The sequence below is a fragment of the Halosolutus halophilus genome (genome assembly GCF_022869805.1).
GTDB lineage: Archaea > Halobacteriota > Halobacteria > Halobacteriales > Natrialbaceae > Halosolutus > Halosolutus halophilus.
This window is the reverse complement of the sequence record NZ_CP094974.1, coordinates 1,196,539-1,222,956: the sequence shown is the minus strand read 5'-3', so window position 1 is coordinate 1,222,956 and position 26,418 is coordinate 1,196,539. Positions and strand designations below refer to the sequence as shown.

22 protein-coding genes are annotated in these 26,418 nt (G+C 63.8%); 14 read left to right on the top strand and 8 right to left on the bottom strand.

The features are described from left to right. The first annotated feature begins 160 nt into the window (after nt 1-160). From MUG98_RS05960 to MUG98_RS05945, 4 genes are all read left to right on the top strand, one after another. Entirely contained in the window at nt 161-1,810 is a 1,650-nt protein-coding gene (locus MUG98_RS05960) for a uracil-xanthine permease family protein (RefSeq protein WP_265111228.1), read from the top strand. Between the two features lie 131 nt (nt 1,811-1,941). Then, complete coding sequence (locus tag MUG98_RS05955) at nt 1,942-2,769, top strand: alpha/beta fold hydrolase (RefSeq protein ID WP_265111227.1); 828 nt, start codon at nt 1,942-1,944, stop codon at nt 2,767-2,769. Between the two features lie 170 nt (nt 2,770-2,939). Further along, nucleotides 2,940-3,599: a MaoC family dehydratase gene (locus MUG98_RS05950; protein ID WP_265111226.1), complete on the top strand. Its 660-nt coding sequence runs from the start codon at nt 2,940-2,942 to the stop codon at nt 3,597-3,599. Between the two features lie 334 nt (nt 3,600-3,933). Further along, complete coding sequence (locus tag MUG98_RS05945) at nt 3,934-6,033, top strand: IucA/IucC family protein (RefSeq protein ID WP_265111225.1); 2,100 nt, start codon at nt 3,934-3,936, stop codon at nt 6,031-6,033. Nucleotides 6,034-6,400: 367 nt separating this feature from the next. Here MUG98_RS05945 and MUG98_RS05940 read toward each other — a convergent pair whose 3' ends face one another. The 3 genes from MUG98_RS05940 to MUG98_RS05930 all read right to left on the bottom strand — a co-directional run bounded on the left by MUG98_RS05940 (nt 6,401) and on the right by MUG98_RS05930 (nt 10,243). Then, nucleotides 6,401-7,720, bottom strand: a complete 1,320-nt coding sequence (locus MUG98_RS05940; protein ID WP_265111224.1) for a TIGR00341 family protein — start codon at nt 7,718-7,720, stop codon at nt 6,401-6,403. Between the two features lie 181 nt (nt 7,721-7,901). Continuing rightward, nucleotides 7,902-9,302, bottom strand: a complete 1,401-nt coding sequence (locus MUG98_RS05935; protein ID WP_265111223.1) for an FAD-dependent oxidoreductase — start codon at nt 9,300-9,302, stop codon at nt 7,902-7,904. After that, on the bottom strand, nt 9,299-10,243 hold the full coding sequence (locus MUG98_RS05930; RefSeq protein ID WP_265111222.1) for a helix-turn-helix transcriptional regulator: 945 nt from the start codon (nt 10,241-10,243) through the stop codon (nt 9,299-9,301). Before MUG98_RS05930 ends, MUG98_RS05935 begins: the two co-directional genes overlap by 4 nt. Before the next feature lie 149 nt (nt 10,244-10,392). Between MUG98_RS05930 and MUG98_RS05925 the strand changes: the two genes are divergently transcribed. Together MUG98_RS05925 and MUG98_RS05920 are read left to right on the top strand one after the other, a co-directional pair. Beyond that, the gene (locus MUG98_RS05925; protein ID WP_265111221.1) at nt 10,393-11,790 is read left to right on the top strand and encodes an FAD-binding oxidoreductase; all 1,398 of its coding nucleotides are present in this window, start codon (nt 10,393-10,395) and stop codon (nt 11,788-11,790) included. 284 nt (nt 11,791-12,074) lie between these two features. Next, entirely contained in the window at nt 12,075-12,806 is a 732-nt protein-coding gene (locus MUG98_RS05920) for a hypothetical protein (protein ID WP_265111220.1), read from the top strand. A gap of 177 nt (nt 12,807-12,983) precedes the next feature. On the opposite strand, the gene MUG98_RS05915 is transcribed toward MUG98_RS05920, so the two are convergent. Together MUG98_RS05915 and MUG98_RS05910 are read right to left on the bottom strand one after the other, a co-directional pair. Then, nucleotides 12,984-13,817 carry a ZIP family metal transporter gene (locus tag MUG98_RS05915; protein ID WP_265111219.1) on the bottom strand — a complete coding sequence of 278 codons (834 nt, stop codon included), beginning with the start codon at nt 13,815-13,817 and terminating at the stop codon, nt 12,984-12,986. 153 nt (nt 13,818-13,970) lie between these two features. Next, complete coding sequence (locus MUG98_RS05910; RefSeq protein WP_265111218.1) at nt 13,971-14,705, bottom strand: helix-turn-helix domain-containing protein; 735 nt, start codon at nt 14,703-14,705, stop codon at nt 13,971-13,973. Nucleotides 14,706-14,793: 88 nt separating this feature from the next. Between MUG98_RS05910 and MUG98_RS05905 the strand changes: the two genes are divergently transcribed. Both MUG98_RS05905 and MUG98_RS05900 read left to right on the top strand, forming a co-directional pair. Then, a complete protein-coding gene (locus MUG98_RS05905; RefSeq protein ID WP_265111217.1) occupies nt 14,794-15,906 on the top strand; it encodes an MBL fold metallo-hydrolase in 1,113 nt (370 codons plus the stop codon). A gap of 3 nt (nt 15,907-15,909) precedes the next feature. Further along, the gene (locus MUG98_RS05900) at nt 15,910-17,199 is read left to right on the top strand and encodes an MFS transporter (protein ID WP_265111216.1); all 1,290 of its coding nucleotides are present in this window, start codon (nt 15,910-15,912) and stop codon (nt 17,197-17,199) included. 544 nt (nt 17,200-17,743) lie between these two features. Here MUG98_RS05900 and MUG98_RS05895 read toward each other — a convergent pair. Further along, on the bottom strand, nt 17,744-18,133 hold the full coding sequence (locus MUG98_RS05895) for a winged helix-turn-helix transcriptional regulator (protein WP_265111215.1): 390 nt from the start codon (nt 18,131-18,133) through the stop codon (nt 17,744-17,746). A gap of 142 nt (nt 18,134-18,275) precedes the next feature. On the opposite strand from MUG98_RS05895, the gene MUG98_RS05890 reads away from it, so the two are divergent. Both MUG98_RS05890 and MUG98_RS05885 read left to right on the top strand, forming a co-directional pair. After that, nucleotides 18,276-18,524 (top strand): Rdx family protein, encoded by a 249-nt coding sequence (locus tag MUG98_RS05890; protein ID WP_265111214.1) that lies wholly within the window; start codon nt 18,276-18,278, stop codon nt 18,522-18,524. Nucleotides 18,525-19,124: 600 nt separating this feature from the next. Then, entirely contained in the window at nt 19,125-19,424 is a 300-nt protein-coding gene (locus tag MUG98_RS05885) for a winged helix-turn-helix transcriptional regulator (RefSeq protein ID WP_265111213.1), read from the top strand. Nucleotides 19,425-19,787: 363 nt separating this feature from the next. Here the strand turns inward: MUG98_RS05885 and MUG98_RS05880 are convergent, their stop codons facing one another. After that, the gene (locus MUG98_RS05880; protein ID WP_265111212.1) at nt 19,788-20,411 is read right to left on the bottom strand and encodes an alkylmercury lyase family protein; all 624 of its coding nucleotides are present in this window, start codon (nt 20,409-20,411) and stop codon (nt 19,788-19,790) included. 549 nt (nt 20,412-20,960) lie between these two features. On the opposite strand from MUG98_RS05880, the gene MUG98_RS05875 reads away from it, so the two are divergent. The 4 genes from MUG98_RS05875 to MUG98_RS05860 all read left to right on the top strand — a co-directional run bounded on the left by MUG98_RS05875 (nt 20,961) and on the right by MUG98_RS05860 (nt 24,350). Beyond that, the gene (locus MUG98_RS05875) at nt 20,961-21,785 is read left to right on the top strand and encodes a helix-turn-helix transcriptional regulator (RefSeq protein ID WP_265111211.1); all 825 of its coding nucleotides are present in this window, start codon (nt 20,961-20,963) and stop codon (nt 21,783-21,785) included. A gap of 198 nt (nt 21,786-21,983) precedes the next feature. Continuing rightward, nucleotides 21,984-22,808 (top strand): class I SAM-dependent methyltransferase, encoded by an 825-nt coding sequence (locus MUG98_RS05870; RefSeq protein ID WP_265111210.1) that lies wholly within the window; start codon nt 21,984-21,986, stop codon nt 22,806-22,808. A 22-nt stretch (nt 22,809-22,830) separates the two neighbouring features. Further along, nucleotides 22,831-23,733, top strand: coding sequence for an alpha/beta fold hydrolase (locus MUG98_RS05865; protein ID WP_265111209.1), 903 nt, complete (start codon nt 22,831-22,833; stop codon nt 23,731-23,733). Beyond that, on the top strand, nt 23,730-24,350 hold the full coding sequence (locus MUG98_RS05860) for a class I SAM-dependent methyltransferase (RefSeq protein ID WP_265111208.1): 621 nt from the start codon (nt 23,730-23,732) through the stop codon (nt 24,348-24,350). The genes MUG98_RS05865 and MUG98_RS05860 overlap by 4 nt, the downstream gene beginning before the upstream one ends. Nucleotides 24,351-24,572: 222 nt before the next feature. On the opposite strand, the gene MUG98_RS05855 is transcribed toward MUG98_RS05860, so the two are convergent. Further along, entirely contained in the window at nt 24,573-26,378 is a 1,806-nt protein-coding gene (locus MUG98_RS05855; RefSeq protein ID WP_265111207.1) for an FAD-binding protein, read from the bottom strand. Nucleotides 26,379-26,418 lie beyond the last annotated feature (40 nt).

Genomic DNA, 26,418 nt, shown 5'->3' with positions numbered 1-26,418 from the left:
GTCGTTTTCTGATCGTCCGTCTCTTAGCCCGTCACTCCCTCGATCGCGGACCGGCTACGTCCGCGATCGGCGCCCAGTTACTGTACCCGCTGCCGAGAGTACGGGCGACCGCGGATCAACACCCCTATGAGCGGGCTGGGCCGTTATCCGACGACGGAGCATGACGGACGACGCAGCCGGCACGACCGCGGCCGGTGACGACATCGAGTACGGTATCGACGATCGGCCACCGGTGGGGGAATCGATGGTCCTCGGGGTCCAGCACTACCTGACGATGGTCGGCGCGAACATCGCGGTGCCGCTGATCCTGGCGAGTGCGATGGGAATGACGGAGTATCCCGGCGTGACCGCGCGGTTCATCGGAACGTTCTTCGTCGTCTCCGGGATCGCGACGCTCGCCCAGACGACGTTCGGGAACCGGTACCCGATCGTGCAGGGCGCGCCGTTCTCGATGCTCGCGCCGGCGCTGGCCATCGTCGCCGTCGTGACCGCCGGCGGCGTCTCGGGACAGCCGAGCTGGGAGGCCGCGCTGTTGCAGTTACAGGGTGCGATCATCGTCGCGGCGACGGTCGAGGTCGCGATGGGGTACTTCGGACTGGTCGGGAAGCTCCGCCGGTTCCTCTCGCCGGTCGTCATCGCGCCGACGATCGCGCTGATCGGCCTCTCGCTGTTCAGCGCCCCGCAGATCACGACGCCGAACCAGAGCTGGCCCCTGCTGGCCCTCACGCTCGGCCTGATACTCCTCTTCTCGCAGTACCTCGACGTCAAACACAGGGCGTTCCGTCTCTATCCGGTCATTCTGGCGCTCGTTATCGCCTGGATCGTTGCCGCGGCCCTCTCGCTCGACGTGACGGTCGGCCCGCTATCTATCGATCCCGTCCTCGAGAGCGACCATCCGGGCTACGTCCCGCTCGAGCAGGTCAGGGACAGCCGGCTGCTGCTCCCAATCTACCCGCTCCAGTGGGGGATGCCCCAGGTGACGACCGCCTTCGTCGTCGGGATGTTCGCCGGCGTGCTGGCCTCGATCGTCGAGAGCATCGGCGACTACTACGCGGTGGCGAACCTCTCGGGGTCGGGAGCCCCGAGCGAGAAACGGATCAATCACGGCATCGGGATGGAGGGGCTGATGAACGTCTTCTCCGGCGTGATGGGGACCGCCGGTTCGACCTCCTACTCCGAGAACATCGGCGCGATCGGCCTGACCGGCGTCGCCTCGCGATACGTCGTCCAGATCGGAGCCGTCATCATGCTGTTCGTCGGCTTCGTCGGCTACTTCGGCCAGTTGATCGCGACGATCCCGGGCCCGATCGTCGGCGGCCTCTTCATTGCCATGTTCGGCCAGATCGTCGCCGTCGGCGTCTCGAATCTGCGCCACGTCGACCTCGACTCCTCGCGGAATACTTTCATCATCGGCTTTGCTCTCTTCGTCGGGCTTGCGATCCCGGCGTACATGGGTAACTTCCAGAGCACGCTCGCGTTCCGCGAGACCGTCGGTCTCGAGGCGACGATCGACTCGCTGATCGGGGCGATCGCCGTCGCGGACACGGCCGCTGCGATCTGGATCGAAGCCGCCGCACAGGCCGTCGTCGACACCGTCTACATCATCGGTTCGACCGGCATGGCCGTCGGCGGCCTCGCGGCGCTCGTGCTCGACAACACGATCCCTGGCACCCGCGAAGAGCGAGGCCTCGCGGAGTGGGACCGCATCACCGAGGACGACGCCGAGTTCGAACCGTTCTGGGACCGCTGGATCGGCGTCGACACCGAGAGCGCCACCGACGCCGAGGTCGACGCTGCACGCGATCGCTAATCTCGACGCCGGAACTGCGCCGTTGCGGACGGTTCCCGTTCGACCCCGTTCCGATCCCGACGCGCTCCGATTCTCAGCGGCTTCGTACGCAACCCGTCGTACTATACGCGTCCGGCCCCCAGAACAGGGAGATGACAGAACTCTCGCGTGACGACGGCACCCTCTGGTACGAGACTGCAGGTGACGGCCACCCGATCGTGTTCGTCCACGGCGGCTGGATGAACGGCGAGGCGTGGACGAACCAGGTCAGTCACTTCGAAGACGACTATCAGGTCGTCACGCTCGACGTCCGCGGCCACGGCAAGACGGGCGCGACCGAACCGGATCGGTACTCCATCGAACTCTTCACGGACGACCTCGAGGCGCTGCTCGACCACCTCGGGATCGACGAGCCGATCGTCTGCGGGATCTCGCTGGGGTCGATGGTCGTCCAGGAGTACCTGGACCGACACCCCGATCGGGCGGCGGGCGCGATCATGTGTGGCGCGGTGCAGTCGATGCCGCCGGTCGATCTGCCGACGGACCTCAAACCGTGGCTGTCGCCACTTCCTGCCCTGTCGAGTTCGCTGACGATGACCGGCCCGAAGACGACCTTCCGATCGATGCTGGGATCCATTCGAGCGACGACGGGGACGCCGTGGCTGGCACTCTCCCCCGAGGTCCGATCGGAAGCGATAGACGCCGTCGGCGACTTCTCCCGACTGGAGTTCCGGAAGGTCTTCGGAGCACTCTACCGGTACGAACCGCCCGAACTCGGGCACGTCGACACGCCGACGCTCGTCGTCCACGGGGCCCACGAGGCTCCGCTCGTGAAACGGCAGGGAAAGGAGATCGCGACGGCCATCGACGACGGCACCTGGCTGACGATCGACCGGGCAGCCCACCTCGTCAATCAGGATCGGCCACGGGCGTTCAACGACGCGAGTACGACGTTCTTCGAAGGACTGCCCCTGGCGTAGCGATCGAGTCGGAACCGAAATCGCGCCGTCGTTCGACGGACCGTCCAAAGTGCTTTGGAACGGAGTAAAAGAAGACTGACGTCCAACGTTTGGACGGCACCGCACGGAGTCGGTGTTGCCGCCGCGCGATCGATCTCTCGACGAACGATCCGCCACAGCAGGCGAAACCAATGAGTAGTCAATCACCGCAATCCGTCGACGTCGATTCGGCAGCGATCAACGAGCACTGGGCGAACATCTCACAGCACGTCGTAAACAGCTACGTCGAAGCCAACAACGCGTTCCTGGCAGCGATGGGGCTCTCTCCATCGTCAGCCAAGCGTGGAGACGACGGGGAAGCGACCGCGACGGAGGAGTCCGAATCGGTCCCGTCGGTCGCCTGCAGTGACGAAACCTGGACGATGGAACGATCGGTCGCCGAGGTTTCGGACCTCGGGGTCGGTGACGGCGTCCAGTTCAGCAAACCGATCGCGGAGACCGACGTCTCCGCGTTCGCACAGGTGAGCGGCGACACGAACCGGTTACACCTGGACGACGACTACGCCGAAGCGACCCGGTTCCAGGATCGGATCGCCCACGGCACGCTCGTCGCCGGCACGATCAGCGCCGCGCTGGCCCGATTCCCCGGGACCACGATCTACCTCTCGCAGGACCTCGAGTTCCTCGCACCGGTCGACGTCGGCGACACCGTCACCGCCGACTGTACGATCGTGGAAGCCCTCGGCAACGACCAGTACCGCCTCCAGACGACCGTCTCGAACGACGAGGGCGAGACCGTGATCGACGGGGAAGCCGTCGTCATCATCACGGCCTCGCCCGACGCGGAGTGACGCGAACGCGCATCACGTGACCTGAGGGATGTATCCTGCCGCTCCCAGACGTACCCACTGCCCCCAGACTTACACACTGTCGCGGTGGAGCCACCACCCGTGCCCGTAACGATCGTCTGTTCGACCTGCGGGTTCGAGCATCGAATTCCGGACCGGACGTTCGATCAGGGTCGTGGCGGGACGGTGTGTCCGTCGTGTGGCGATCGAGAATACACCGTCGAGCACAGTGGGCTCCGGTGGCATCCCTGAGCGGAACCGATCGCCGGCCCGGAGGGCCTCGGCGCGAGCCCCCGTCACCGAGGTTCTTGGCCCCGCCTACCGTAGGAACCGACGGATGACGGACGTCACAGGCCCGGTCGACGTGCAGTTACGAACCGCCGCCGAACGGGACGCGTTCGCCGTTGCGACGCGGTACGCCGACGCGAACGACCTCGCGAACCCGCCCGAAACCGCGTACCTGTCGGTACTCCCCACAGCCCGATCGATCGCCACTCGACGGCTGCTCCGCGGGCTAGTGCGTGGTTCTCCCGACGCGCTTCCCGACCCCGAAACGTGCCGGCCGACCGCCGCCACGACGATCGCCCGGCGCATGGTGCCGACGCTCGACGACGCGAACTGGACTGACGGCTCTCTCCAGGTCCCCGACGGCTGCGATCGGGTCGCCCTGTTGCCCTTTCCGGAACCGGCCACGGTCGTGTGCGCCCCGATCGAGGGGGAGTACGGCTACGGTCGGCTGCGGCTCGCTGAGCCGATCCGTCGGCTTGCGGTGGCCGGGATCGTCGATCTCGACCACCCGCTCGACCTCGCGGCGCTCCTGCGGCGATCGGAGGCGTTTCGCGACGTCGAGCAGGCCGCTCGGATCGAGCGGGAACTGGCCGAGAGCACCGCGAACCTCGCGCTGGCCCGGGTGGCCCGATGCGATCACCGACGTTCGTTTGGCTCTGCCGGGACTATTCTCGGTCCAGGCTCCGACCCCGAGGACGTAACCCGGAGGCTCCGCGCCGCCGACGCTCCCGCCGCACTCGAACGCCTCGTCACCGACGGCCACCCGCTTCACCCGAGCGCGAAGATCCGCCGCGGGATGGCCGGGACTGCAGGATTGGCGTACGCACCCGAGTTCACCGGCTCGATCGACGTCCGCTTCGTCGCCGTCCACACCGAACGGGTGCGGGAGACGTCGATAGACGACCGATCGCTGACCGATCGGCTCTATACGGCGTTCGACGGGCTCGCCGACGCGGTTTCGCGAACGGTGCCGACCGACGCCGGCGAGTACGCGGTAATCCCGGTCCACCCGTGGCAGTTCCAGCACGTGCTCCCCGACCGGTACGAGAGCCAGCGTGCGGACGGGACGGTCGTCCCGATACCGGATTTCGTCCGGTCGGCGACGCCGCTGCTCAATCTCCGCACGGTCGTTCCGTACGCGGCAGCCGAAGACAGCGCCCCGACCGCCCCGCTCCACTGCAAACTCGCGATCGGCGTCCAGTTGACGAACGTCGAGCGGACGGTCTCCCCGCAGGCGGTCCACAACGGCCCGCGGGTGACGCGCCTGCTCCGCGAAATCGCCGATTCGGCGGCGTTCTCCGGACTCGGCTTCCTCTCGGAACCCGCCGCCACCTGTTACTATCCGCCCGGCGGTCCCCACGTCGACGGCGACTCGTACGACGACGTGCGACACCTGTCCGGACTGGTTCGATCGAACCCCCGATCCCATCGACTCGTCGGTACCGACGGGCGGGTCGTCCCAGCGGCTGTGCTCGTCGCCGACTCGCCCGCGACGGGGGACCCGCTCGTTCGCGAGGCCGTCGACCGGTACGCGGACGCGATCGACGCGACCGATCTCGCGGACGCAACGCGGGCCTTCGTCGACGCCTACGTCTCGGCCGTCGTCACCGACCAGCTCCGTCTGCTCTCCGCGTACGGGATTGCGCTCGAATCGCACCTCCAGAACAGTTACGTGGTCTTCGAGGACGGTCGGCCGACCGGGACCCTCGTCCGGGACTTCGGCGGGATCCGCGTCCACGAAGAGCGACTTGCAGAACGGGGCCTCTCGATGGAGATCTATCCCGACTCCGATATCGAAGCCGACGACGAGCGGGACCTCCACTGGAAGCTGTTCTACGCGCTGTTCCAGAATCACCTGACCGAACTGTTCGTCGCGCTCGTCGAGTCCACGCCAGTCGACGCCCGCGAGTGCTGGGCGATCGTTCGCGATCACTGTCGATCGACCTTCGAGGACCTCCGCGGGTCGGGAGTCGTTTCGACGGAGCGGGTCGATCGGGACGAGACGGCCCTGTTCGCCGAGCCAGCGACCCACAAGGCGCTCACGACGATGCGACTCGAGGGGAAGCGCCACGAGTACGCGACCAGTTCGGTTTCGAACCCGATCGGCGGTCGATCGACGTCATCGGATCGGGTCGACAGGTCCGAATGAACGCAAACAGCAGGACCGTGTTCGATTATCGTCGGTACGTAGCAGTCGGCGCCCTCGTTTCACACGCGATTTGAACTGATCGCTACGTTCAGACAGCGTGTGCAGTATCGACGGAAATCTCACGCGCCGGATTCGGTGCTGACCAGCGTTTCCACTCCCTCGATAGTACGAGAAACCAGCCGTCGTCCCTCGTCGTTGCTCATGATTTATAATCGCTCTCCTGGTACGGTCAGGTCTATCTAAGGTTGGCGCCGGCACTGTCTAGCTGAACGCCTCCCGACTCGGGAACTGTTTCAGAAACGCCGACCCAGCAACCGCCGATATGCGGGTCCAGAGCCACCTATACTACTGGTACCGGCTACTCTGATCACTGCTCTATCTCGGTGTAGTGGACCACCACCTCGGCACGGTTGGACTCGACGACCGGCCCGGTCGGCAGGTGAATCGCCGATTCGGCGTGGACGCTCTCTCGGGACTGGATCTCGTCGCCGATCGGCGGCGGGTCGGTTCCGATCGGATGGCCGACCGTGACGACGACCCGTTCCGGCTGGCGGAACGGAATCGGGTCGGTGTACTCGATTCTGACGTCGATGAGTGTCAGGTCGGCGTACTCGGGCGAATCGAGGACGGCGGCGACGTCTTCGTTGACGTCCTCCTCGTAGGCCCCGGTCCGGTACGTGTCGTACGTCACGCCGCCGAGAAACCCCGAGAGGGCGACGATCGCGACGGCCAGGACGACGGCGCGTTTTTTCGTGGCGACGCGAGCGTCGTCCTGCTGGAACCAGTTCTCCGGTCGATATCCCTTGTACCAGAGGACGGCGAGGCTGGTGACGTTGATCGTGAGGATGTTGACGAGGACGAGGACGCCCGCGGCGAGAGCGACCTTCGGGAGACCCCACGCGAGACCGATGCCGACGACGCCGAGGGGCGGAACGAGCGCCGCGGCGATCATGACGCCGACGAGGGCAGCCGACGTGCCTGCAGTGAGCGTCCACGCACCAGCCACGCCGGCACCGATCGCGATGACGAGCGAGAGCAAATCTGGACGTAACCGTCCCTGGATCTCCGAAATCTCGAAGAGGTCGATCATCGGTGAGACGAGCCCGGTTGTCCGGACGACGAACGCGAAGGCGGCGGCGGTGACGATGCCGACGCCGAGCCCGATCGCCTGGAGCCTGATCCCCCGACGAAACAGCGCGCGATCGTTGATGACCGTGCCGACGCTCGCACCGAGCGCGGGTCCGATCAACGGGGCGATCACCATCGACCCGACGACGACCGCCGGTGAATCGAGCAACAGGCCGGCGGTCGCGACGACCACGCTCATGATCGTCATGACGATGTACGTGCTGAATCGCGGGGTGAGGTCCTTCGCTTGCGCCTGCATCTCCTCGCGAGAGATGCGCGCGGTGTTCCGGGCGTATCGCTGTTCGAGGTCGTCGAACCGTTCGGAGATGACGGTTTCCGCCTCGACGATCACGGTGTAGGAATCCTCGTCGATCCCCGTCTCTCGGACGTCGTCGAGGACGGATTCGACCGCGGGTGCCGGAAGCGGGAACGTGATGACGACCGAGGGCTCGCTGCGACTCTCTTCTTCGATGAGGGTGTAGTCGATATCCTCTCCCTCTAACACCTCCTCGACGGCTTCGCGCTTTCGTTTCGGGATCAGGATCTCCACGAGGCGCATACTCTCACCTCCACGATGCCGTGGAAAAACGTTCGTCCGGCAGTGAACCGGCTCGCTGCTACCGATCGATCCGTCGAGTCTTCATCGACGGGGGATCCGAGACTCTGCTGCCGACGGAGTGCTGGTTTCGCACGCCCGTTCCCCGTCCGGTCGAACCGCGTCCGACTGGCGAGACGGGCTCCTACTCGTCGTCGCGACCAGCGACACGCCCGCCCAACGGCTGTTCGACTCTGCGAGACGGTCTGAGCACGCGCCACGCGACGCCCGGACGCAGCAGTGAACTGGGGGGCCGCTCCATCATGAGCACGCGCACGAACGCGTCGGTCAGCGAACCGTCGGTATGAGCACTCCTGAACAGTCGCTTCAGATACCAGTTGAAGAAGGCCGTTCCGCGAGGCTTCCGGCCGCGCGTTTCCGGAAATCCGAAGTCGGCACCGACCGCCATCGTCCACGCGATGTCGACGACTGCCGCGGCCCGGTGGAAGAAGCGGCGCGCGAGATCCTCGCGGCCGCCCTCCGCGAGCGCGCGGTGAAGCACCAGGGCCTCGAGTGCGGCGACCGACATCCCCTGGCCGTAGATCGGGTTGTAGCTGGCGATCGCGTCGCCAGTGACGACCAACCCCTCGGGGACCCGATCGAGTTCCTCGTACCGGTACCGGCGGTTGGCCGGAAACGGATACTGGTCGATGTCGTCGGCCCTCCACTGGTACTCGTCGAGGAGGTGCTTCAGTTCGGGAGTGGGAAGGCTCGCCGCGAACGTCGTGAATCCCGCCGCATCCGCCGGGGGGTGGTCGCCGTGCATGCCGTGGAGGTTCACCAGCCAGCGATCGCCTTCGATCGGCATCACCGCGCCACCGCGGGTACGAGGTGCCTCGGCCAGCACGCCAACCGTCCGGCGGTCGTCGGCAGGACGGTCGATAACGGCGGTGCTGTAGCCCAGATCGATACCCACCTTCTCACGAGGAGGCGACGCGTAGCCGTGGTTCTCGAGCCAGGCGGGCGTCCGGCTCGTCCGGCCGGTGGCGTCGACGACCAGTTCGGCGGACAGGGCCTCTGTCTCGCCACCTCGATTCCGGATCGTTACGCCGTGCACAGCGGTCGCCGCATCGTCGGAGATGTACTCGAGAAATTGACAGCGAGACCGCACGTGAACCCCGTCGAGTTCGGAGACCCGCCGCCGGACCAGTTGCTCGTACAGCGGTCGTGTCGCCAGGTGAAGGCGGAACTGTTTCGTCCCGCTGGCGAGGTAGTCCCCCTGGCTGTACTGGAGGAGGTCCCGGCGTCCGTCGATCGATACCCCGCCGGCTGCGAGCAACTCCTCGCTGTAGCCCGGGAAGAGGTCGTCCAGCGTCGCCCGTCCGGCTTCCCACAGCAGATGTGGCTGGCGGGCCTGGGGGACCCCGCGACGGGCGACTGGTTCGTCGGGGAGTCGGTCTTTTTCGACGATCGTGACGGTCTCGAACGCGTCAGCCAGGACGCGGGCCGCGACGAGACCGGCCACGCTCGCTCCGACTACCACTGCACGCCTCCCCTCCCCGGAGACCCGATCGCCGTCGTATCGTGGAACGGTCGCCAGGGTCATCGGGTCAGATCCTCTCCCTCGTCGAGGGGTTTGGAATCCGATCTGATCGAATCGTACACCCGACTGGCCCACTCGCGTGCGATCGGCGCATCCGTATCGACGAACACCTGCATGAGTCCGGTGGTCTCGTCGTAGCCCCCGATCCCGACGCGCTCGTCGAAGATCGCGAGACCGTACGGCAACTCGTCGCGCGTCCGGAGGGCCAGGTGCCCGCGATCGATCGCCTCCCGGGCGCGTTCGGGGTACGTCTCGAAGAGCGTCTCGACGATGCGGGGAAGGTAGACGATTTCGGTGTCGGTCTCTTCGAAGATCTGGTGGTGAAACTCGCCGAGGACGAGCGGTGCCATGTGCGTCGTGTTGAACCCGCGGAAGGTCTCCGATTCGCGGAGCAACGAGACGAACCGCCTGACCGGCTGGTAGGGGGCGTCCGGTTCGGCGAGGGTTACCCTCGCATCCACGAACGGTTCGATGACGAACTCCTGGTGGTCCTCACAGATAACGTCCAGCAGCGGTGCCAGCCGGTGGACGGTACGCACGTTCGCCTCGAACCGGAGCATCTCGTCGGCCACGGCCTCACCACGCCCCGTCAACTGGAACCGGCCCTCGACCTTTTCGACGAACCCCTGCTCGTCGAGCCACTGGGTGAAGCGGTGGCTCGTCGCCCGAGAGACGTTCAGGCGCGCTTCGATCTCCCGACGATCGAGCGGTTCCGTGCGGAGCGCTTCGAGCACCGGTCCGTGACGCACGATGTCGCCGAGCAGATCCGTGTCGACACGATCGCCCGCCGCGTCGAGTCGCTGACCGAGATGCTGCCGATCGCGAGCGTTCTTCAGGATCGCCTCCAGGACCGGCGAGCCAGGCGGTGGTCGTCCGTCAGCAGCCGCTCGATCGTCTTCCTGGCGTCCGTCAGCAGCCGTTCGGTCGTCTTCCTGGAATACCATGATATCATCTAACTAGGTAGAGGATGGCATAGGTAGTAACTCTATTTTGTACGTCAGGCGAAATTCATCTCACGACCTGAAACGGTGCGTCTTCCGTCGAACGCGTCTCCGTAAATGAGGCTAACAGCCTGGCAGCCGACCGATCGTATATGGCACGACTGACCATCGGTGACGAGCAGATCGAACGGTTTCGGGCCGGCGTTCGCGGGGACGTGATCCGGCCCGTTGACGCCGCTTACGACGACGCCCGGGCCGTCTGGAACGGAATGATCGACAAGTATCCGGGGCTGATCGTCCGGTGTCGAGGCGCGGCGGACGTTATCCGCGCGGTGGAGTTCGCCCGCCAGAACGACCTTCGCGTGGCGGTCCGGGGCGGCGGTCACAACGTCGCCGGAACGGCCGTCTGTGACGATGGCCTCGTCATCGACCTTTCCGAGATGACGGGTGTGCGGGTCGACCCTGACGAGCGGACGGCGTGGGTCCAGGGCGGTGCCACGTGGGCCGACGTCGACCACGAAACGCAGGCGTTCGGCCTGGCGACGCCTGGAGGCGTCGTCTCGGATACGGGCGTCGCGGGCCTCACTCTCGGCGGCGGCCTCGGGCACCTCCGGTGTCGGTACGGCCTGTCCTGTGACAACCTCGTTTCCGTCGAACTCGTCACGGCAACCGGCGAGTTCCTGACCGCCAGCGAGGACGAGAACCCGGACCTCTTCTGGGGGCTCCGTGGTGGCGGCGGCAACTTCGGGGTGGTGACCGGGTTCGAGTTCGACCTGCATCCCGTGGGGCCGGACGTTGCGACCTGTCTGGTCTTCTACTCCGGTGACCGGCTAGCCGAAGTGTTGCGAGCCTACCGGGAGTTCGTCCTGGAAGCGCCCGACGAGATTAGCACGCTCGTCTTCGCCGGCGAACTCCCGGACGAGGAGTTGTTCCCGGCAGAGCGGGTCCACGAGGGAAAGTTCGCCATCATGGGCTGCTACGCTGGCCCCGCCTCCGAAGGCGAGCGGGTACTCGCACCGCTCCGGGAGTTCGCCGATCCGATCGCCGACTTCAGCGGGACGATGCCGTATACCGACTTCCAGCGGGTTCTCGACGAAGACTACCCGGAGGGGATGCGATACTACTGGAAATCGCTGTATCTCGACGGCCTCTCCGAGTCAGCCATCGATCGGATCGCCTACTGGGCCGAGACGGCCCCGTCACCGCTCTCGACCGTCGACGTCTGGCAACTGGGCGGCGCGATCGCCGACGTCGGCGTCGAAGAGAGTTCCTTCGCCGGCCGGCACGCACCGTTCCTCCTCGGCGTCGAAGCGAACTGGGAGGACCCCGAGACGGATGCCGCCAACGTGGAGTGGGTCCGCGATTGCCTGACCGACATGCAGCAGTTCTCCGACGGTTCGGTCTACCTGAACTTTCCGGGCATGCTGGAGGACAACGACGAACTGATGGAGACCACGTTCGGGCCGGCCTACGAGCGGTTGGTCGCGTTGAAAGACGAGTACGATCCGACGAACCGCTTCAGTCTGAACCAGAATATCAAGCCGACGTGAGGGCGGTCGGACTGTCTCGGTTTTCCGCCCGCCGTGACGAGGGCGCGTCCCCTATCCATCACGTCAGTTGCGGTCTTTTAGTTCCGACCCGATCGTCGGGCGTTCAGTAGACGACGCGTTTCTACCGCGATTTTCGAGCAAAATCAGCGGGACAACGTGACTGGACCTTTCCGGCCAATCCGTGTTAACAATTAACACAGCTCGTGTCCAAGTACTACTCGGCGTTCTCTGCGAGACACCGGCGGCGACGAGGGGGAGTCGAGATGAGCGCGCCGGAGGACACTATGCCAACAACTGAAGCGACAGACAACCGGTTGACGTCGAACACGGACGCCAGGATACGGGCAGGAGGAGTCTGGCTCGCGATCGGGGCCCTGCTGCTCGTGGGTGGATTCGTCCTCCACCCGCTGCCGTCCCCCGATCCGGCCGAGTTCGTGGCGACCATCGCCGACGCGCCGACCCGATGGGTGGCGGCACACGTGACAACGGCGATCGGGCTCTCCGTGGTCGCGATCGCGGCGCTGATCGTACTGACGGCCGACTCGCGGCTCACCCGGACCTGGTGGACGACGACAGCGTGGGCCGCGCTGATCGTGAGCGCACTCCTGGTCACGACGGCCGCCGTGGTCGAGGCGACCGTGATCGCCGAGGCCGCCATCGGCGGGGACACGGCAACGTTCGAAGCGTGGTCGGTCTTCGCCGACGTACATAGCGCTGCGTTCCTCTTCTTTGCCCTGGCGATCGCGGTGATCGCCGGCAACGAGGCCCGCAGCGCGCCCCAGACGACACCCGCGTGGGCGTCGTGGATCGGCGCCGTCGCGGGAGTCGCGGCCTTCGGAGGGATGGTCCTCGTGTTCGTACTCGGGATCGCTCCGGGTGGCCCCGTCTGGATCGGTTCCACGATCGTGATGAGTCTGTGGACCGCCTGGTTCGGCGTCGTTCTGGCGCGATCCGAGGCCGACGCCTGGATCGTGTCCGAGGAGCCACGGGCCGGCGGACAGGAGACCGTTCACTGAGACCCACCGGGCACGGAAGCGCCCAGTGCCGATCGACGGCGCAGACGCGGTCGCTATCGGGCACCTCTCTTTTGACGCCTTCCGGAGAGGCCGACGAGTCCACGCCGAAGAGAGCGGCTGAACCGATCGCGGCCATCGCGTTCTCGACGGGATCCGCTCGGGCGAACCAGTCAGCGACTAGCCCAGACTGACGTCGAGGTACAGCATCACGACGACACCGGCCATCACGCCGAGGGTGGCGATTCGCTCGTACCCACTGGTGTGGGTTTCGGGGATGATCTCGTCGGAGATAACGAAGAGCATCGCTCCCGCCGCGAAGCCCATCGCGTACGGGAGTAACGGCGAGACGATGCTCACTGCCAGTGCACCCAGCACCGCGAGCGGGATCTCGACGATGCCCGATCGCAACCCGGCGAAGACCGCGTAGAAGCGTCGATCCAGCCCGGCGTTGATCGCGGCCACGGAGACGGCCAGCCCTTCGGGAACGTTCTGGATGCCGATCGCGAACATGAGCGCGATCGCGTTCTCGACGTCGCCGGAGCCGAAGCCGACGCCCACTGCCAGTCCCTCCGGCATGTTGTGGAGCGTGATGGCCAGGATGAACAGCACGACGGGGACCAGCCGCTCGCTGTCGACGGGGAGAGACGTGCTCGGATCGGCTTCGTCCGGTCGACGCCGCCCGGTCAACAAGTAGTGTGCGTGCGGGACGAGGCCGTCGGCTCGATCGAGAAAGATCGCGCCGAGCACCACGCCCACGAGCGTGGGAATCGGGTTTCCGTCAGAGTACTGCTCGATCCCAGGGATGATGAGACTCGTGAAGGCTGCGGCGAGCATCACACCGGCCGCGAATCCGAGCGCGCCGTCGAGCGCACGCTCCGAGGGATTCCGCCAGACGAGTACTATCGACGCGCCGAACAGGTTCAGCCCCGCGATGACGATTCCGCCGACGAGTCCCTGAATCACCGGGTCTTCGCCGGCGACCCGAACGAACAACTCGACTACTGAAACCATGCGTTCATCCTTCGAGTCGGTGAACGGACGTCGTCGCGTCGTCTCTCACCAGGTACCATTTCCGTGGTGTATACCGACGGCGATCAAAAAAACTCACCGGTCGGGTGGAATTACCGATCACAATCGACCTCGAGACGACCGATCACGGGGGGTTCAGTCGGCACGCTGTTCGGTCGGCTCCGACTGATCTACGTGCAGTGGATCTCCCGAGGAGGGTGCGGTCACCAACCGCAAGAACTCGCCCGCGTTCGTGAGGAGCTTGTTCTCCGCCTTCCGGAGGTGCTCTTCGTACGTCGACCGGGCGACTGACGTCCGATCGGCCAGTTCGCGAAGCGACGTCTTCCGGGGCTGCTCGTAGTACCCGCTCTCGAGGGCCAACCGCAGGGCCGCCAACTGTCGCTCGGTGATCTCCTCGAAGAGTTGATCGACTGGGGCTAACATACTGTGCGGGATCGCCTGTTCCGCGATGGTAGTCTTGGAGAGCACGTCGATGTCCCGATCGGCCTCCAGGTCCCGAAGCAGCGCCCGAACGTCGGCCTCGTCGAACGCGATCACCGTGTAGTGCTCCCAGCCCTGGCGGTGGATCGTCGGCGGTTGATACAGGCAATTGTACTCCTCGAATCGATCGATGATCGACCCCTCGAGCGAACAGAGACACGACTGCGTGACGACGTGAAGCCCGGAGTCGTCGATCGATCGGTGGAGGATCGTTCCCAGACTATCGATCTCTTCGAGCAGATCGTCCGTCGGCGTCCCCGTGGAGGTGATCTCGAGTACCTGGCAATCGCTCACGTACCACTCGCGTATCGTGAGGTCCGGGTAACGCTCCGAAATCTCCCGATAGGGACACTCGTGTTTCACCCGGAACGAAGCCTCGTACAGGCTCATACGCGCTATTTGGTTCCCGGACACGTAACGGTACCGGTCATGACCGGCACCACCTATATTGGAACAGCTCTCTTACGAGCGATCATCGATGACGGAAGTGAGCCCGGACGAACTCGGGAATCAGTTGCAAGCCGTGGAGGACGACGTTCTCGTCCTCGACATTCGTCACCAGGAGGACTACGACGACTGGCACATTCCGAACAGCGTCAACGTCGACGTCTACGACGAACTGACCGCCGACCCGGAGTCGGCGAAAGATCGCCTCAACGAACTTCCGGACGACCGCGAGATCGTCACCGTCTGCGCCGCAGGGGTCGTCTCGCAGACGGCAACGGACGTCCTGCGAGAGATGGGCTACCACGCCGCGACGCTCATCGACGGGATGAACGGGTGGAGCCGCGTCCATCGAAACGCTCCCGTCCAGGCCGACCTCGACGGGACGCTCGTTCAGGTCGCCCGTCCCGGGAAGGGCTGTCTCTCGCACGTCCTGGTTTCGGACGGCGAGGCCGCCGTGTTCGATCCCTCCCACTACCTCGACGAGTACGGTGCAATCCTCGACGAGCACGACGCCGACCTCGTCGGTGTCTTCGACACGCACGCGCACGCCGACCACGTCTCCGGCGGTGCGGAACTCGCCGAGCGTCACGACGTTCCATACTACCTCCATCCGAAGGACGCGCTCGCGATCGACGCGACCCCGGTCGAAGACGGAGCGACGATCGAAGTCGGGACCGTTGACGTCGACGTAATCCACACGCCGGGACACAGCGAGGGAAGCGTCTCGTTCGATCTCGAGGGCGAGGCCCTGCTCACGGGCGATACGCTCTTCCACGAGAGCGTCGGGCGCGTCGAACTCGGCGTCGAAGCCGGTATCGAAGATTCCGATATCGAAGGGAATGCGGCGACGCTCTACGAGAGCCTCCAGCGCTTGCTGGACCGGCCAGACGACGCGGTCGTCCTCCCGGCACACGACCCCGGCTCACCCGAGCCACCGGTGACTGCGACACTCGGTGAACTCAAAGAGCAAAACGAGGACCTCGGGCGTGACCGCGAGGAGTTCGTCGCGACGCTCGCCTCGGACGTACCGGACCATCCGCCGAACTTCGAGCGCGTCAAGCGCACGAACGTCGGGCAGGAGGACGTTCCCGACGAAGAACTGTCCGAACTCGAACTGGGCCCCAACCGCTGTGCAGCCGAGTAATCTATGAACGGGCAAACTAACTTGAGACAGGGCATTCGCGAACACCTCGGGCAGTTCTCCCTGCACGTCCTGCTGGTGTTCGCGACCGGGCTGACGATCGGGTCCGAGCGGACCGTCGTCCCCGTCCTCGGCGAGGAGGTACTGGGCGTCGAGTCGTTCTTCGTCATCGGCTCGTTCGTCGTCTCTTTCGGCTTCGTCAAGGCCCTGCTCAACCTCTATGCCGGCAAGTGGGGCGAGGAGTACGGCCGCAAGCCAGTGCTCGTGCTCGGCTGGCTCACCGCGCTGCCGATCCCGGTGATCCTCATCTACGCGCCGAGCTGGAGCTGGATCACCGTCGGGAACGTTCTGCTGGGGATCAATCAGGCGCTGACCTGGAGCATGGCGATCAACGCCAAGATCGACCTCGCGAGCCCCGACCAGCGCGGACTCGCCGTCGGCATCGACGAAGCCTTCGGCTACACCGGCGTCGCAGCGGGGGCGTGGATTACCGGCGTCATCGCCGGCCGGACGAGTCTCCGGCCGGAGCCGTTCTACTTCCTCGCCGCCGTGGTGGTGCTGGCGTTCCTCATCTCGATCTTTCTCATCAAAGAGACGGTCCAGCTGGCACACCTCGAGGGCGACGATGACCACCACGATGCGAACCTCCCGTTCTACGACGTCCTGAAGCGCGCGACCTACGGCGACAAGACGCTGTTCGCGGCGGCCCAGGCCGGCCACATCGAGAACTTCGTCGATACGCTGTTCTGGATCGCCGTCCCGCTGTATCTCACGAGTCAGGGCCTCGCGATCGAAGCCGTCGGCGTCGTCGTCGGCGTTCACAGCGCGATGTACTTCCTCCAGATCGGGACCGGCGGCCTCGCCGACCGGATCGGCCGCCGGCCCCCCGTCGTCGTGGGAATGTTTATCGCCGGTGCCGGCGTCCTCGGGATGGTGTTCGTCGAGAACTACCTCCCGTGGGCCGTTCTGGCTGGCGTCTCCGGCCTGGGGATGGCGCTGCTCTACCCGAACCTGATGACCGTTCCCGGCGACGCCGCCCACCCGACCTGGCGATCGGCCGGCATGGGCGTCTACCGGATGTGGCGCGACGCCGGCTACGGCGTCGGCGCGATCGTGATCGGCCTCTCCATGCAGTTCGTGAGCGCCGAAGCCGCCTTCTACGTGACCGCGTTCCTGATGTTCGTCTCCGGCGCGATCGTGTACCTGTGGATGGAGGAGACACATCCCGACTTCGGCACCCACGAACCACCGGCTCCGGCTCCAGACGCACGGTCGCAAGCGACACCCGACGACTGACGGTATACACGACGTGCCGCCATCGTTCGAACGCTGATCGATCGGAAAACCGATAGTCGACGAAATTTCAATACTAGTGATGTTTTCCCTGTCGGCCGGGTCGGCATCTCGGTGCCGGTTCTCGCGTGGATCGCTACCGGTCTCGCTCGCCGCTCGGAACGTCCGTCGAACGGTGGCGGTGCAACGGCTGTCCCACAGATTGACCACCAGTCGATCGATAACGAACGGTGCGTAAGAGACCGGGTTACTACGCGTTGTCGAGGTGGCACTTGCAACTCGGCGGGCGAGGCCATTCCGGAAGGCGTGTCCCGTTCAACTCACTGGTCGAACCGGCGAGATGAGTTCTAACTACCGCTACGTTGTCGGTTGGATTCTCACCGACTCAAAGAGAAGTGGGGAGTTGCAGGCTCCGGTTCGACTGTCGAGCGAATCGCCCTTTGAAGCGTGTGACGTCCGATTTCGAGGGGTTCAAAGCAGGAGCGCTAACAGGTTCTGAGAGAATTCGTACTCCCGTTCGTCACCGAATTCGGCACTGCTTTTTGGCCTAACAGGCGGGTTCCTGTTCGCTCTCGGGGGGACGGAGATACGTTTTGCCCCATTCTTCGAGTGAGTCGATTACCGGCTCCAGTGACTGCCCACGTTCGGTAAGCGAGTATTCGACGGCGACGGGCTTTTCGTTCACTATCTCCCGGTCGACGAGTTCGTTCTCTTCTAAATCTTCCAGGCTCTGTGACAGCATCTTGTTCGTGATGCCATCGACCTCCTCGCCGAGTTCGTTGAATCGCAGTGCCTCGTGTTGCAGGAGTCGGTGAACGATCACAGGGTGCCACTTTTTCCCGATGACGTCCATCGCACACGTGACTGCGCACCACTCGTCGCCCGCACACCAGACCGCCAAGCAGTCATCTTCTGGAACCTCGGCCGTGTCGCTCATAGATCGACTTTGGATGCCTGAACTGAAAGTAGTATGCCTTCGATACGTCGTATACAAACGAAACCGCGGTTTCGCGGACGAAACCCCGTTTCGTAACACATACCTGATACTTATTCCGCAGGCGGTCCTTGGCTGAACTGCAATGACGGAAGTCAACATCGAATACTGTGTCCCGTGTGGCCTGCTCGACCACGCCGTCGAGACGCAGGAAACGTTGCTCGAAGAGTTCGGGAAAGACCTCGAAGGAGTTCGGCTTCAACCTGGACACGGTGGTGTGTTCAATGTCCACGCCGACGACGAACTCGTCTGGGACAAAGACGAACACGATGGTGAAATCGACCTTGCGGCGATCACCGAGGCCGTTTACGAGCACACTCACGCCCACGCCTGAGTCCTACTGAACACCCGGCCCTTGAGTCACCTAACCCATGTTAGAACTCTACCAGGCAGAAGGATGTGGCTACTCGGCGAAAGTCCGTGAGGACTGAACTACGCCGATTCTGTCTCTAGTCGTTCGACTAATCCCTCACGGAACATCTGTCGCGTTCCCGCAGGGCCAGTGACGGTCAAAACCGTCTCTTCGTACGGGGGCGATACGATAATCCGGTATTCCGCGAACGAACAGCATCGCAATTCGTCTGACGTGAACCGAGCGACTGCTTGAAGGGACTCGTTTGTACCTTCGAACCGAATGTCCAACCCGTCTTCGGAGTCTTCGTACCCGACGTAGTGCGAGATGAGACGTGATCGGACTTCCGCTGATCGTTCCGTTTCCTGTTCTTCAGTCAGCGTACACACAACCTCCCGTGATGAGTCATTTTGACTCATGATACAGCATTACTTTGAATGCCGAACTATTTATACTGTCAAGTCCAAAGTATAGAACCAAGTGGGGTAAATGAAAGCTATGGCGGACTCCCCTGACTCGGCAACTGAGACGCTCGACTCCTCAAATACTGACCTAGACTGCCTTTGTCCCCTGGGCGGAGTGATGGATCTCCTTAGCCGTCGCTACGCGATGCAACTCATTTGCGTGGTCGGCGCTATCGGTCCAGCAAGGTACGGAGACATCGAGGAGACGTTCGATGGGGTGAGTAGTTCGACGCTCTCGACGAGATTCGACGAGCTAGTCGAGGCCGGGATTCTCACCCGCGAACAGTACGCGGAAATCCCACCACGGGTCGAATACGATCTCACGGAAACGGGTGAAGAGTTAGGTCAACATCTGGAACCCCTCCTCAAGTGGGCAGACGAAGCTGATGTGGAGAATACGACGGTCAGTCAGGAATAGTTTCCTGGGTCCATACCGGGACGAAATAGCGGATCGTAAGCCGACCTGCTGTGAGGGCGAATAGGACCGCAGGAACGGCGGTCTTCGACGGCGGGACACCGATGTGAACGTGGGTCAACACCGCTCCAACCACGACTCCACCGGGGAGGAAGCCGCCTGCCCACCCTCCTTCGGGTCGCCACAACAGTCCGATCCCGCCACCGATCTCGACGGTTCCGGTACCAACCCGGAACCAGTGTGGTTATCCGTACCGCTGGAACTCTCCTGTTTGATCTTCTCGGATGGTATCTTTCACTGCACCGCCTCCCAAGCCGACGCGTCCGAGTAGTGCTCGAGAGGCGACGATCGCAACGTTCCCAGGATTCATTCTGCAACCTCCGGCGGGGCCGTCGCCGTCAGGGCAGCGGCGATAGGCACCCCGGATTCCAGCGGAATTCCAACCGTGGTCGCAGCCACATCCTCTGCCCAGCGTTCGTAGTCCTCACGGGTGTGGAATGCCTTTACGTACGGGCAGACGGACCCATAGACGTCCTGAGCGGTAGGGCCATCGCCAGCGGGGCCGTCTCGATCAGTGGCTACGCCGAAGGACATGACCGCATCCGGCGGAGCGACGTCGATATCGCTCTCAGGTGATACCTGTATCTCGATGGATTCCTTCGTGGGGGTCTCCGTTCGAATCTCGACCTGTTCACCTACGAGATGTGCGAGTGCTATCCCGTCGTAGAAACACCGGAAGTAGTAGGTCTCGTCGTCCGTCGTCGCGTAGTGGGGAGTTTTCCCCTCGACGTGGCAGAGTTCGTCGATGGCGATCCCGTCCCCCTCGACCACGTCCCGGACTGCCGATATCACGTCGTCGAACGCTTCGATCGACTCGCCGAAGAACTGACTCATGTTCTCCGCCACACCCACCGGGAGTTGCGCGGTCTTCACCGGTCGCTCCTCGATCCACCTATCCGCACTCGCAGCGCGTTCGGTTGCCTGATCCACCGTTAGATCGGCGCAGTTGCAGCCTTGATCCGACATGCACCTATACATCTATTCTCGAAGTAGTTATACTGCCAAGTCCGAAGTAATGCATCAACTTCGAGCAATCGAAGTCGGTGACCCGATCGAAATCAACAGGATGGTTGTAGTTACCTTGCCGCAGAATTCGTATGTACCTACCTGGTGAACGACCGTGTGAGTTCTCTTCAATTGCCGGGTGATTTTCTCGATTGCCACCAGTTTGGATGCACGCGAATCCCGGAGCAGATCACTCCCTCGTGTGACCACCGAGCGAAAGCGAAACAACGACCGATCGAGATACAGACCCGCCGCTATCCGGTGATTATCCCGCAGTCAGATACGAGCGCTGCAGGCTCCGGTTCGACTGTCGAACGAATCGGCCTCTGAGGCGCGGGACGGCCGAATTCGTGGAGCTAAAAACAGGGCACTCTATGAGTCAGTGCTCCCAGTGCAAGATATCGCGTGCGTATTCCTCGTCGAGTTGGTCACGAGCAGCGATATACATTATACTGTGGTACGCATACACACATCATGGATGTCGCCACCGAAGAAATCGAATTTCTCGCCCGATCGAGCCACCGAGTCGGTGTGATGGAGGGACTGATCGATGGCTCTTGTGAACGAGGGGAGCTTCGCGCCGCGACGGGCGCCTCCTCACCGACCATGAGCCGGATTCTCGCTGACTTTGAAGATCGTCGATGGATCGTCCGGGAGGGCCCGACCTACGAACTGACCCCGCTCGGCGAGTTCGTCGCCGAACGATTCCTTGAGCTCCGAGAAGCGATGGAGATCGAACGCAAGTTACGCGACGTTTGGCAGTGGCTGCCGCGGGAAATGGATGGGTTCTCCGTCGACCTCTTCACCGATGCGGTGGTCTCCTATCCCGGACCGGGCTACCCGTACGAGCCCGTCGAGCGTCTGACCCACCTCATCGAGGGGACCACTCGACTGCGAGGGTTCGACAGTATCGTGTTCAAGTCGATCAACAACGAGACGGTCTGCCAGGCTGTCCTCGACGGCATGGAGTTAGAGTACGTGTACTCGCCGACAGCGCTTGAGAAGACGTTCGCCTGGAACCCGGAACGCGTCACGGAGGTCGCCTCGTGCGACCACTGCACCGTTTTCGTCCACGATGACCTCCCCGACAGGTCCCGGTGTGGCCTCGGTATCGTGGACGACCGCGCTGGCATCTGCTGTCACGACACCGAGACTGGGGCACTGACAGCCGTGATCGATACGGACGCTCCGGCGGCCCGAGAGTGGGCCATCTCCACCTTCGAGCGCGTCCGCAAGGAGGCGAGGCTAGTCGAGCCCCAGGCGTTCGAGACGCTCGTCTCATCGGATCTTCACTCGTAGGACGCCTGCGGGTGGCGGACGTAGTTTCGGCGCTTCGCGATACGCCCAGCTATTATGAATCGAATCTAATACGTGTGGCAATCAACCGTACCAGATCGTGTTTCCTTTCCGTCGGAAATCCGACGCTTTCTTCACAGGGTGAAATATTTCACAAGGAATATACATGTCTGCGGCGAGCCTATTGGGAATCGAGGCATCATGGCCGATCAAGCAGAGATACAGGACGCATGGACCGAAATCGCACCGAGGTATGACGAGCACGTTACTCCATCGAACATAGCCATAGCGGAGGAGGCCCTCCAGCGGGCTGGGCTCCGCCCAGGAATGGAAGTGTTGGACATCGCGGCCGGCAGTGGTGCGTTGAGCGTTCCCGCGGCTCGCGCTGGCGCACAGGTGCTGGCGACGGACATCTCGCCCGCCATGGTCGAGCGACTCGAAGCACGGGCGCGTGAGGAAGGACTCTTCAACCTGGAAGCCCGCGTCATGGACGGTCACACTCTCGCACTTGAGGACGACGCGTTCGACATCGCCGGCTCACAGTTCGGCGTCATGCTCTTTCCGGATCTGCTGCGCGGTCTCGCCGAGATGGCGCGCGTCACCAAGCCGGGTGGTCGCGTGCTGCTGGTCACGATGGGCCCGCTCTCGGACGTCGAGTTCCTCGGAGTCTTCCTCGACGCAGTAACAGCTGTCGTCCCCGACTTCACGGGCCTCCCGATGGACCCCCCGCCGTTACCCTTCCAGGTAGCGGATCCCGAGAAACTGCGCGAGAAACTGGCCGACGGCGGACTGACGGATATCCGCGTGGAGACAGCGAACCATCGGTTGGAGTTCCGCTCCGGCACGCAGATGTGGGACTGGGTGACCGCCAGCAACCCGATCGGGGCGGAGATGGTCGCCGATCTGACGGCGGAGCAGACAGCCGCGGCCCAGCAGGCGCTGGATGAGAAGCTGAGCGAGCGGTCCGGAGGAAGCGGCCTCGCCGTGTTGAACAACGCGGTTAACATCGGGATCGGGACGAAGTGAGCCAGTGCACCCGACGAAAACGATGACCAGACAGGAACAACAAACGGAGGACGCTCGGGAGCGGCTGCTCGTCGAACTCCCCGTCACGGAACGACGGCTGCAGCTGGCTGGCGTTTCGACCGCCGTGCTGGAGGGCGGTGCTGGCCCGCCGATCGTCCTGCTGCACGGCCCCGGCGAATCCGCGTTCTGGTGGATGCGGGTCATTCCGGATCTGGTGAGGACCCACCGCGTGATCGTCCCCGACCTGCCCGGTCACGGCGCCTCCGAGGTACCGGACGGCGCGCTGGACCCCGACTCGGTGGTCGCGTGGCTCGGCGAACTGATCGAGCAAACCTGCCCGACGCCGCCGACGCTGGTCGGACACCTGCTCGGCGGCGCGATCGCGGCCCGCTTCGCAAGCGACGAGAGTGACCGACTCCAACGGCTGGTGCTCGTAGATTCGTTGGGCCTGGGCTGGTTCCGGCCGTCTGCGAGGTTCGCGTTCGGTTTGATCCGTTTCCTCGTGCGACCGACGGAACGGGCATACCACAGGTTCCTCGATCAGTGTATGCTCGATCGGGACGGCCTGATCGAGGGAATGGGTGATGACTGGGAGCCCTTCCTAGCGTACAACCTCGATCGCTCACGCACGCCAAGCGTGAAGGCCGCCATGCGGACCCTCATAAAGGAGGTCGGGGTGTCTCCGATCTCGTCAGAACGCTTGGACCGGATCACGGTTCCGACGACTCTGATCTGGGGACGGGACGACCGCGCCATCCGGCTGGAGATAGCCGAAGACGCGAGCGCACGATACGGATGGCCACTGCGCGTGATCGACGACGCCGGCGACGATCCCAAACTCGAACAGCCCAAGGCGTTCTTGGAGGCGCTTCATGGGGCGATCGACGGCGATCCAAACTCCAGGAGGAGATCGTTGACGTCATGAGTACGTTCTATCGGATCGCGTACCGTCTCGACTTCCACCCCTGGGAGGACGCCGCAGGACATCCCCCGTTCGTCGAGAAAATCGCGGAGCTGTTGGATCACGAGGAAAACGGCCGCGAGCCGCCATATGGACGGGCGCTCGACGTCGGTACCGGCAGTGGAATCTGGGCGGTTGAACTGGCGAAACGGGGCTGGCAAGTCACCGGTATCGACATCGTCGATGGGGCCCTCCGACGGGCCCGTGACCGGGTACAAACTGCCGGTGTCGACGTCCGTCTCGTCCACGGTGACGTGGCGGAACTACACGCAGTCGGTGTCGAGCCCGGCTTCCGGCTGGTACTGGATACCGGCACCTTCCATGGCCTCGACAGCGCTCAACGGCACGCGATGGGTCGGGAGATCAGCGCGGTCGCCGCTGACGATGCTACCGTGCTACTGCTCGCGTGGACGCCCCAACGCAGAGGACCCTTGCCACGTGGCGTAAGCTACGGCGAGATCGAGACGGCCTTCCCTGATTGGGACGTAACCGACGTCGGACCCACGCACTTCGAGGCCCCCAAGCCAGTCGAACTGCTGATGAATCCAAACGAGCGCTGGTATCGGCTCCGTCGTGAGTAAGTCGTCCGCTACCGACCCACCTCTTTACAATACGATGACGGACGCGATACAGACTGTCCAGTAACGTCCTCGACTACCGATCGCGGTGAGCTCAGCACCCAAATGAGAGACTGCCTCTGTACCCAGCACGTAGATCTTGACGGTATCTCGGTAGCTCGTTCAGACTCTACCGAGCACAAGGCGTGTATTCATCAAAGAACTGCCGCCGAATCGGTTTCGGAATCAGTTATCGCCCCGTCGCCCACCGTCGGTCCGAGTGCTTCCGGACGGCGTGACGTTCTGGTTCAGCCGGAACAGGTTCTCGGGGTCGTACTCATCTTTCAGCGCGACCAACCGCTCGTGGATCTCTCGACCGTGCGCCGCACGCACTAACTCTTCGCCCTCTTCGCTGAAGCCCGGGAAGTTCAGGTAGAGGCTACCGTCGGAGAATCTATGCATGTCCGCCCACGCCTCGCGTGTCCAGTCGACCATTTCTTCGCTTTTGGCTGGATCCTCCCAGGTCGAATCGAAGCTCAGCATGAAGTCCGTACTCCGGCCACCGTAGGCCGTTTCGGGAGGATCCACGCGGTTCATTGCACCGCCGTGATGCCAGATCGGGATGAGAACTCTGTCGTCGGGGCGATCCTCAGCGATCGAGACGATCGCCTCGATGACTTCGTCGTCGAGGCGGTCCAGATTGATCGACTTCCAGTAGTACCGTAGCTCTCCCTCGGGCAAGAACGGGTCGAACATCTGCTGGACCTGCGTGTACGGGGCCGGCCCGCTCAGATCGATGAGTGGCTCGGCGAGTTCGCGCAGCGGCTGGAGAACCCGACGGCCCTCCTCGACCGAGCCGCAGTGCATGGCGGGAAGTACAACGACGGACTTGCCACGTGTTTCCTCGGGGAAATCGGGGAGTTCGGGAACCGACCAGAAGACCGCCTCCGCAGACACTTCCTCCGGAGCGTCCGCGACGAACTCGCGCCAGTCGGGGAGGACGTCGCGCGCCGTCTCGAGCGGGTACATCGGCGCGGCGAACATGACCTCCGGGCCCACCGGATGGAGTCGGTACTCGAAGCTGGTGACGACACCGAAGTTGCCACCACCTCCCCTGAGTCCCCAGAACAGGTCCGGATTCTCGCGGTCACTGGCGGTACGGAACTCGCCGTCGGCGGTGACGAGGTCGACAGAGACGAGGTTGTCGATGGTCAGGGCGTACTTCCGGCGGAGCCAGCCCATCCCGCCACCGAGGGTCAGCCCTGCGATACCCGTCGTCGAGACCACGCCACCGGGCGTCGCCAGCCCAAAGACCTGCGTCTCTCGGTCGAGATCACCCCACGTCGCACCTCCTTCAGCCCGAACGACTGATGCATCGAGATCCACGTGAACGCCGGTCATCGCCGAGAGATCGATGACGATCCCGCCGTCACAGACGCCGGATCCAGCGACGTTGTGACCGCCACCGCGGACTGCCACCAGGAGATCGTGCTCGCGGGCGAAGTTCACGGCTTCGATGACGTCGGCGACGCCGGTACACGTGGCGACGAGTGCCGGGTATTTGTCGATCAGTCCGTTCCAGACCGCGCGCGCATCGTCGTAGCCGGCATCGCCGGGACGAACCACCTCGCCGGCGAAGCTCTCGACGAACGCTTCTAGGTCAGCGTCGGCGAGCAGCGTCCCGGACCACTCCACGATCGAGTCCTCCTCAACGTGGATGACCTCGAAGCCCGAGAGCGTCGGTTCGTCGTCCTCGCCGTCAAGGTTCTCCGAGCTGGCACGACCGACCGTCCGGACGGCCACCGTTCCATCGGCGACAGTGACGTCCTCGATCGTCAGTTCTAGGTCAGCGGCTTCGTCCGTGATCCGCGAGACGTACCGTTGGTACCCTGTGGGCCCGATTTCAGCGGTCGGATTCGCGGGATCGTGGACGACGACATCGTTGGTACACAGGCCCTCGACCCGGTCGAGATCGCCGTCGTTCCAGGCCGCGTCAACGAACGTACGGCCGAGCGTTTCGTGGTCGGTCGGAGATGGGGATTCAGTTGCCATCGGTCGCTCACTCGATTGATTGGTTTCTCGTTCCCGACTG

Coding starts and splice junctions, on each gene's coding strand:
- MUG98_RS05960 (WP_265111228.1), top strand. CDS start 161: ATGACGGACGACGCAGCCGGCACGACCGCGGCCGGTGACGACATCGAG.
- MUG98_RS05955 (WP_265111227.1), top strand. CDS start 1,942: ATGACAGAACTCTCGCGTGACGACGGCACCCTCTGGTACGAGACTGCA.
- MUG98_RS05950 (WP_265111226.1), top strand. CDS start 2,940: ATGAGTAGTCAATCACCGCAATCCGTCGACGTCGATTCGGCAGCGATC.
- MUG98_RS05945 (WP_265111225.1), top strand. CDS start 3,934: ATGACGGACGTCACAGGCCCGGTCGACGTGCAGTTACGAACCGCCGCC.
- MUG98_RS05940 (WP_265111224.1), bottom strand. CDS start 7,720: ATGCGCCTCGTGGAGATCCTGATCCCGAAACGAAAGCGCGAAGCCGTC.
- MUG98_RS05935 (WP_265111223.1), bottom strand. CDS start 9,302: ATGACCCTGGCGACCGTTCCACGATACGACGGCGATCGGGTCTCCGGG.
- MUG98_RS05930 (WP_265111222.1), bottom strand. CDS start 10,243: ATGGTATTCCAGGAAGACGACCGAACGGCTGCTGACGGACGCCAGGAA.
- MUG98_RS05925 (WP_265111221.1), top strand. CDS start 10,393: ATGGCACGACTGACCATCGGTGACGAGCAGATCGAACGGTTTCGGGCC.
- MUG98_RS05920 (WP_265111220.1), top strand. CDS start 12,075: ATGCCAACAACTGAAGCGACAGACAACCGGTTGACGTCGAACACGGAC.
- MUG98_RS05915 (WP_265111219.1), bottom strand. CDS start 13,817: ATGGTTTCAGTAGTCGAGTTGTTCGTTCGGGTCGCCGGCGAAGACCCG.
- MUG98_RS05910 (WP_265111218.1), bottom strand. CDS start 14,705: ATGAGCCTGTACGAGGCTTCGTTCCGGGTGAAACACGAGTGTCCCTAT.
- MUG98_RS05905 (WP_265111217.1), top strand. CDS start 14,794: ATGACGGAAGTGAGCCCGGACGAACTCGGGAATCAGTTGCAAGCCGTG.
- MUG98_RS05900 (WP_265111216.1), top strand. CDS start 15,910: ATGAACGGGCAAACTAACTTGAGACAGGGCATTCGCGAACACCTCGGG.
- MUG98_RS05895 (WP_265111215.1), bottom strand. CDS start 18,133: ATGAGCGACACGGCCGAGGTTCCAGAAGATGACTGCTTGGCGGTCTGG.
- MUG98_RS05890 (WP_265111214.1), top strand. CDS start 18,276: ATGACGGAAGTCAACATCGAATACTGTGTCCCGTGTGGCCTGCTCGAC.
- MUG98_RS05885 (WP_265111213.1), top strand. CDS start 19,125: ATGGATCTCCTTAGCCGTCGCTACGCGATGCAACTCATTTGCGTGGTC.
- MUG98_RS05875 (WP_265111211.1), top strand. CDS start 20,961: ATGGATGTCGCCACCGAAGAAATCGAATTTCTCGCCCGATCGAGCCAC.
- MUG98_RS05870 (WP_265111210.1), top strand. CDS start 21,984: ATGGCCGATCAAGCAGAGATACAGGACGCATGGACCGAAATCGCACCG.
- MUG98_RS05865 (WP_265111209.1), top strand. CDS start 22,831: ATGACCAGACAGGAACAACAAACGGAGGACGCTCGGGAGCGGCTGCTC.
- MUG98_RS05860 (WP_265111208.1), top strand. CDS start 23,730: ATGAGTACGTTCTATCGGATCGCGTACCGTCTCGACTTCCACCCCTGG.
- MUG98_RS05855 (WP_265111207.1), bottom strand. CDS start 26,378: ATGGCAACTGAATCCCCATCTCCGACCGACCACGAAACGCTCGGCCGT.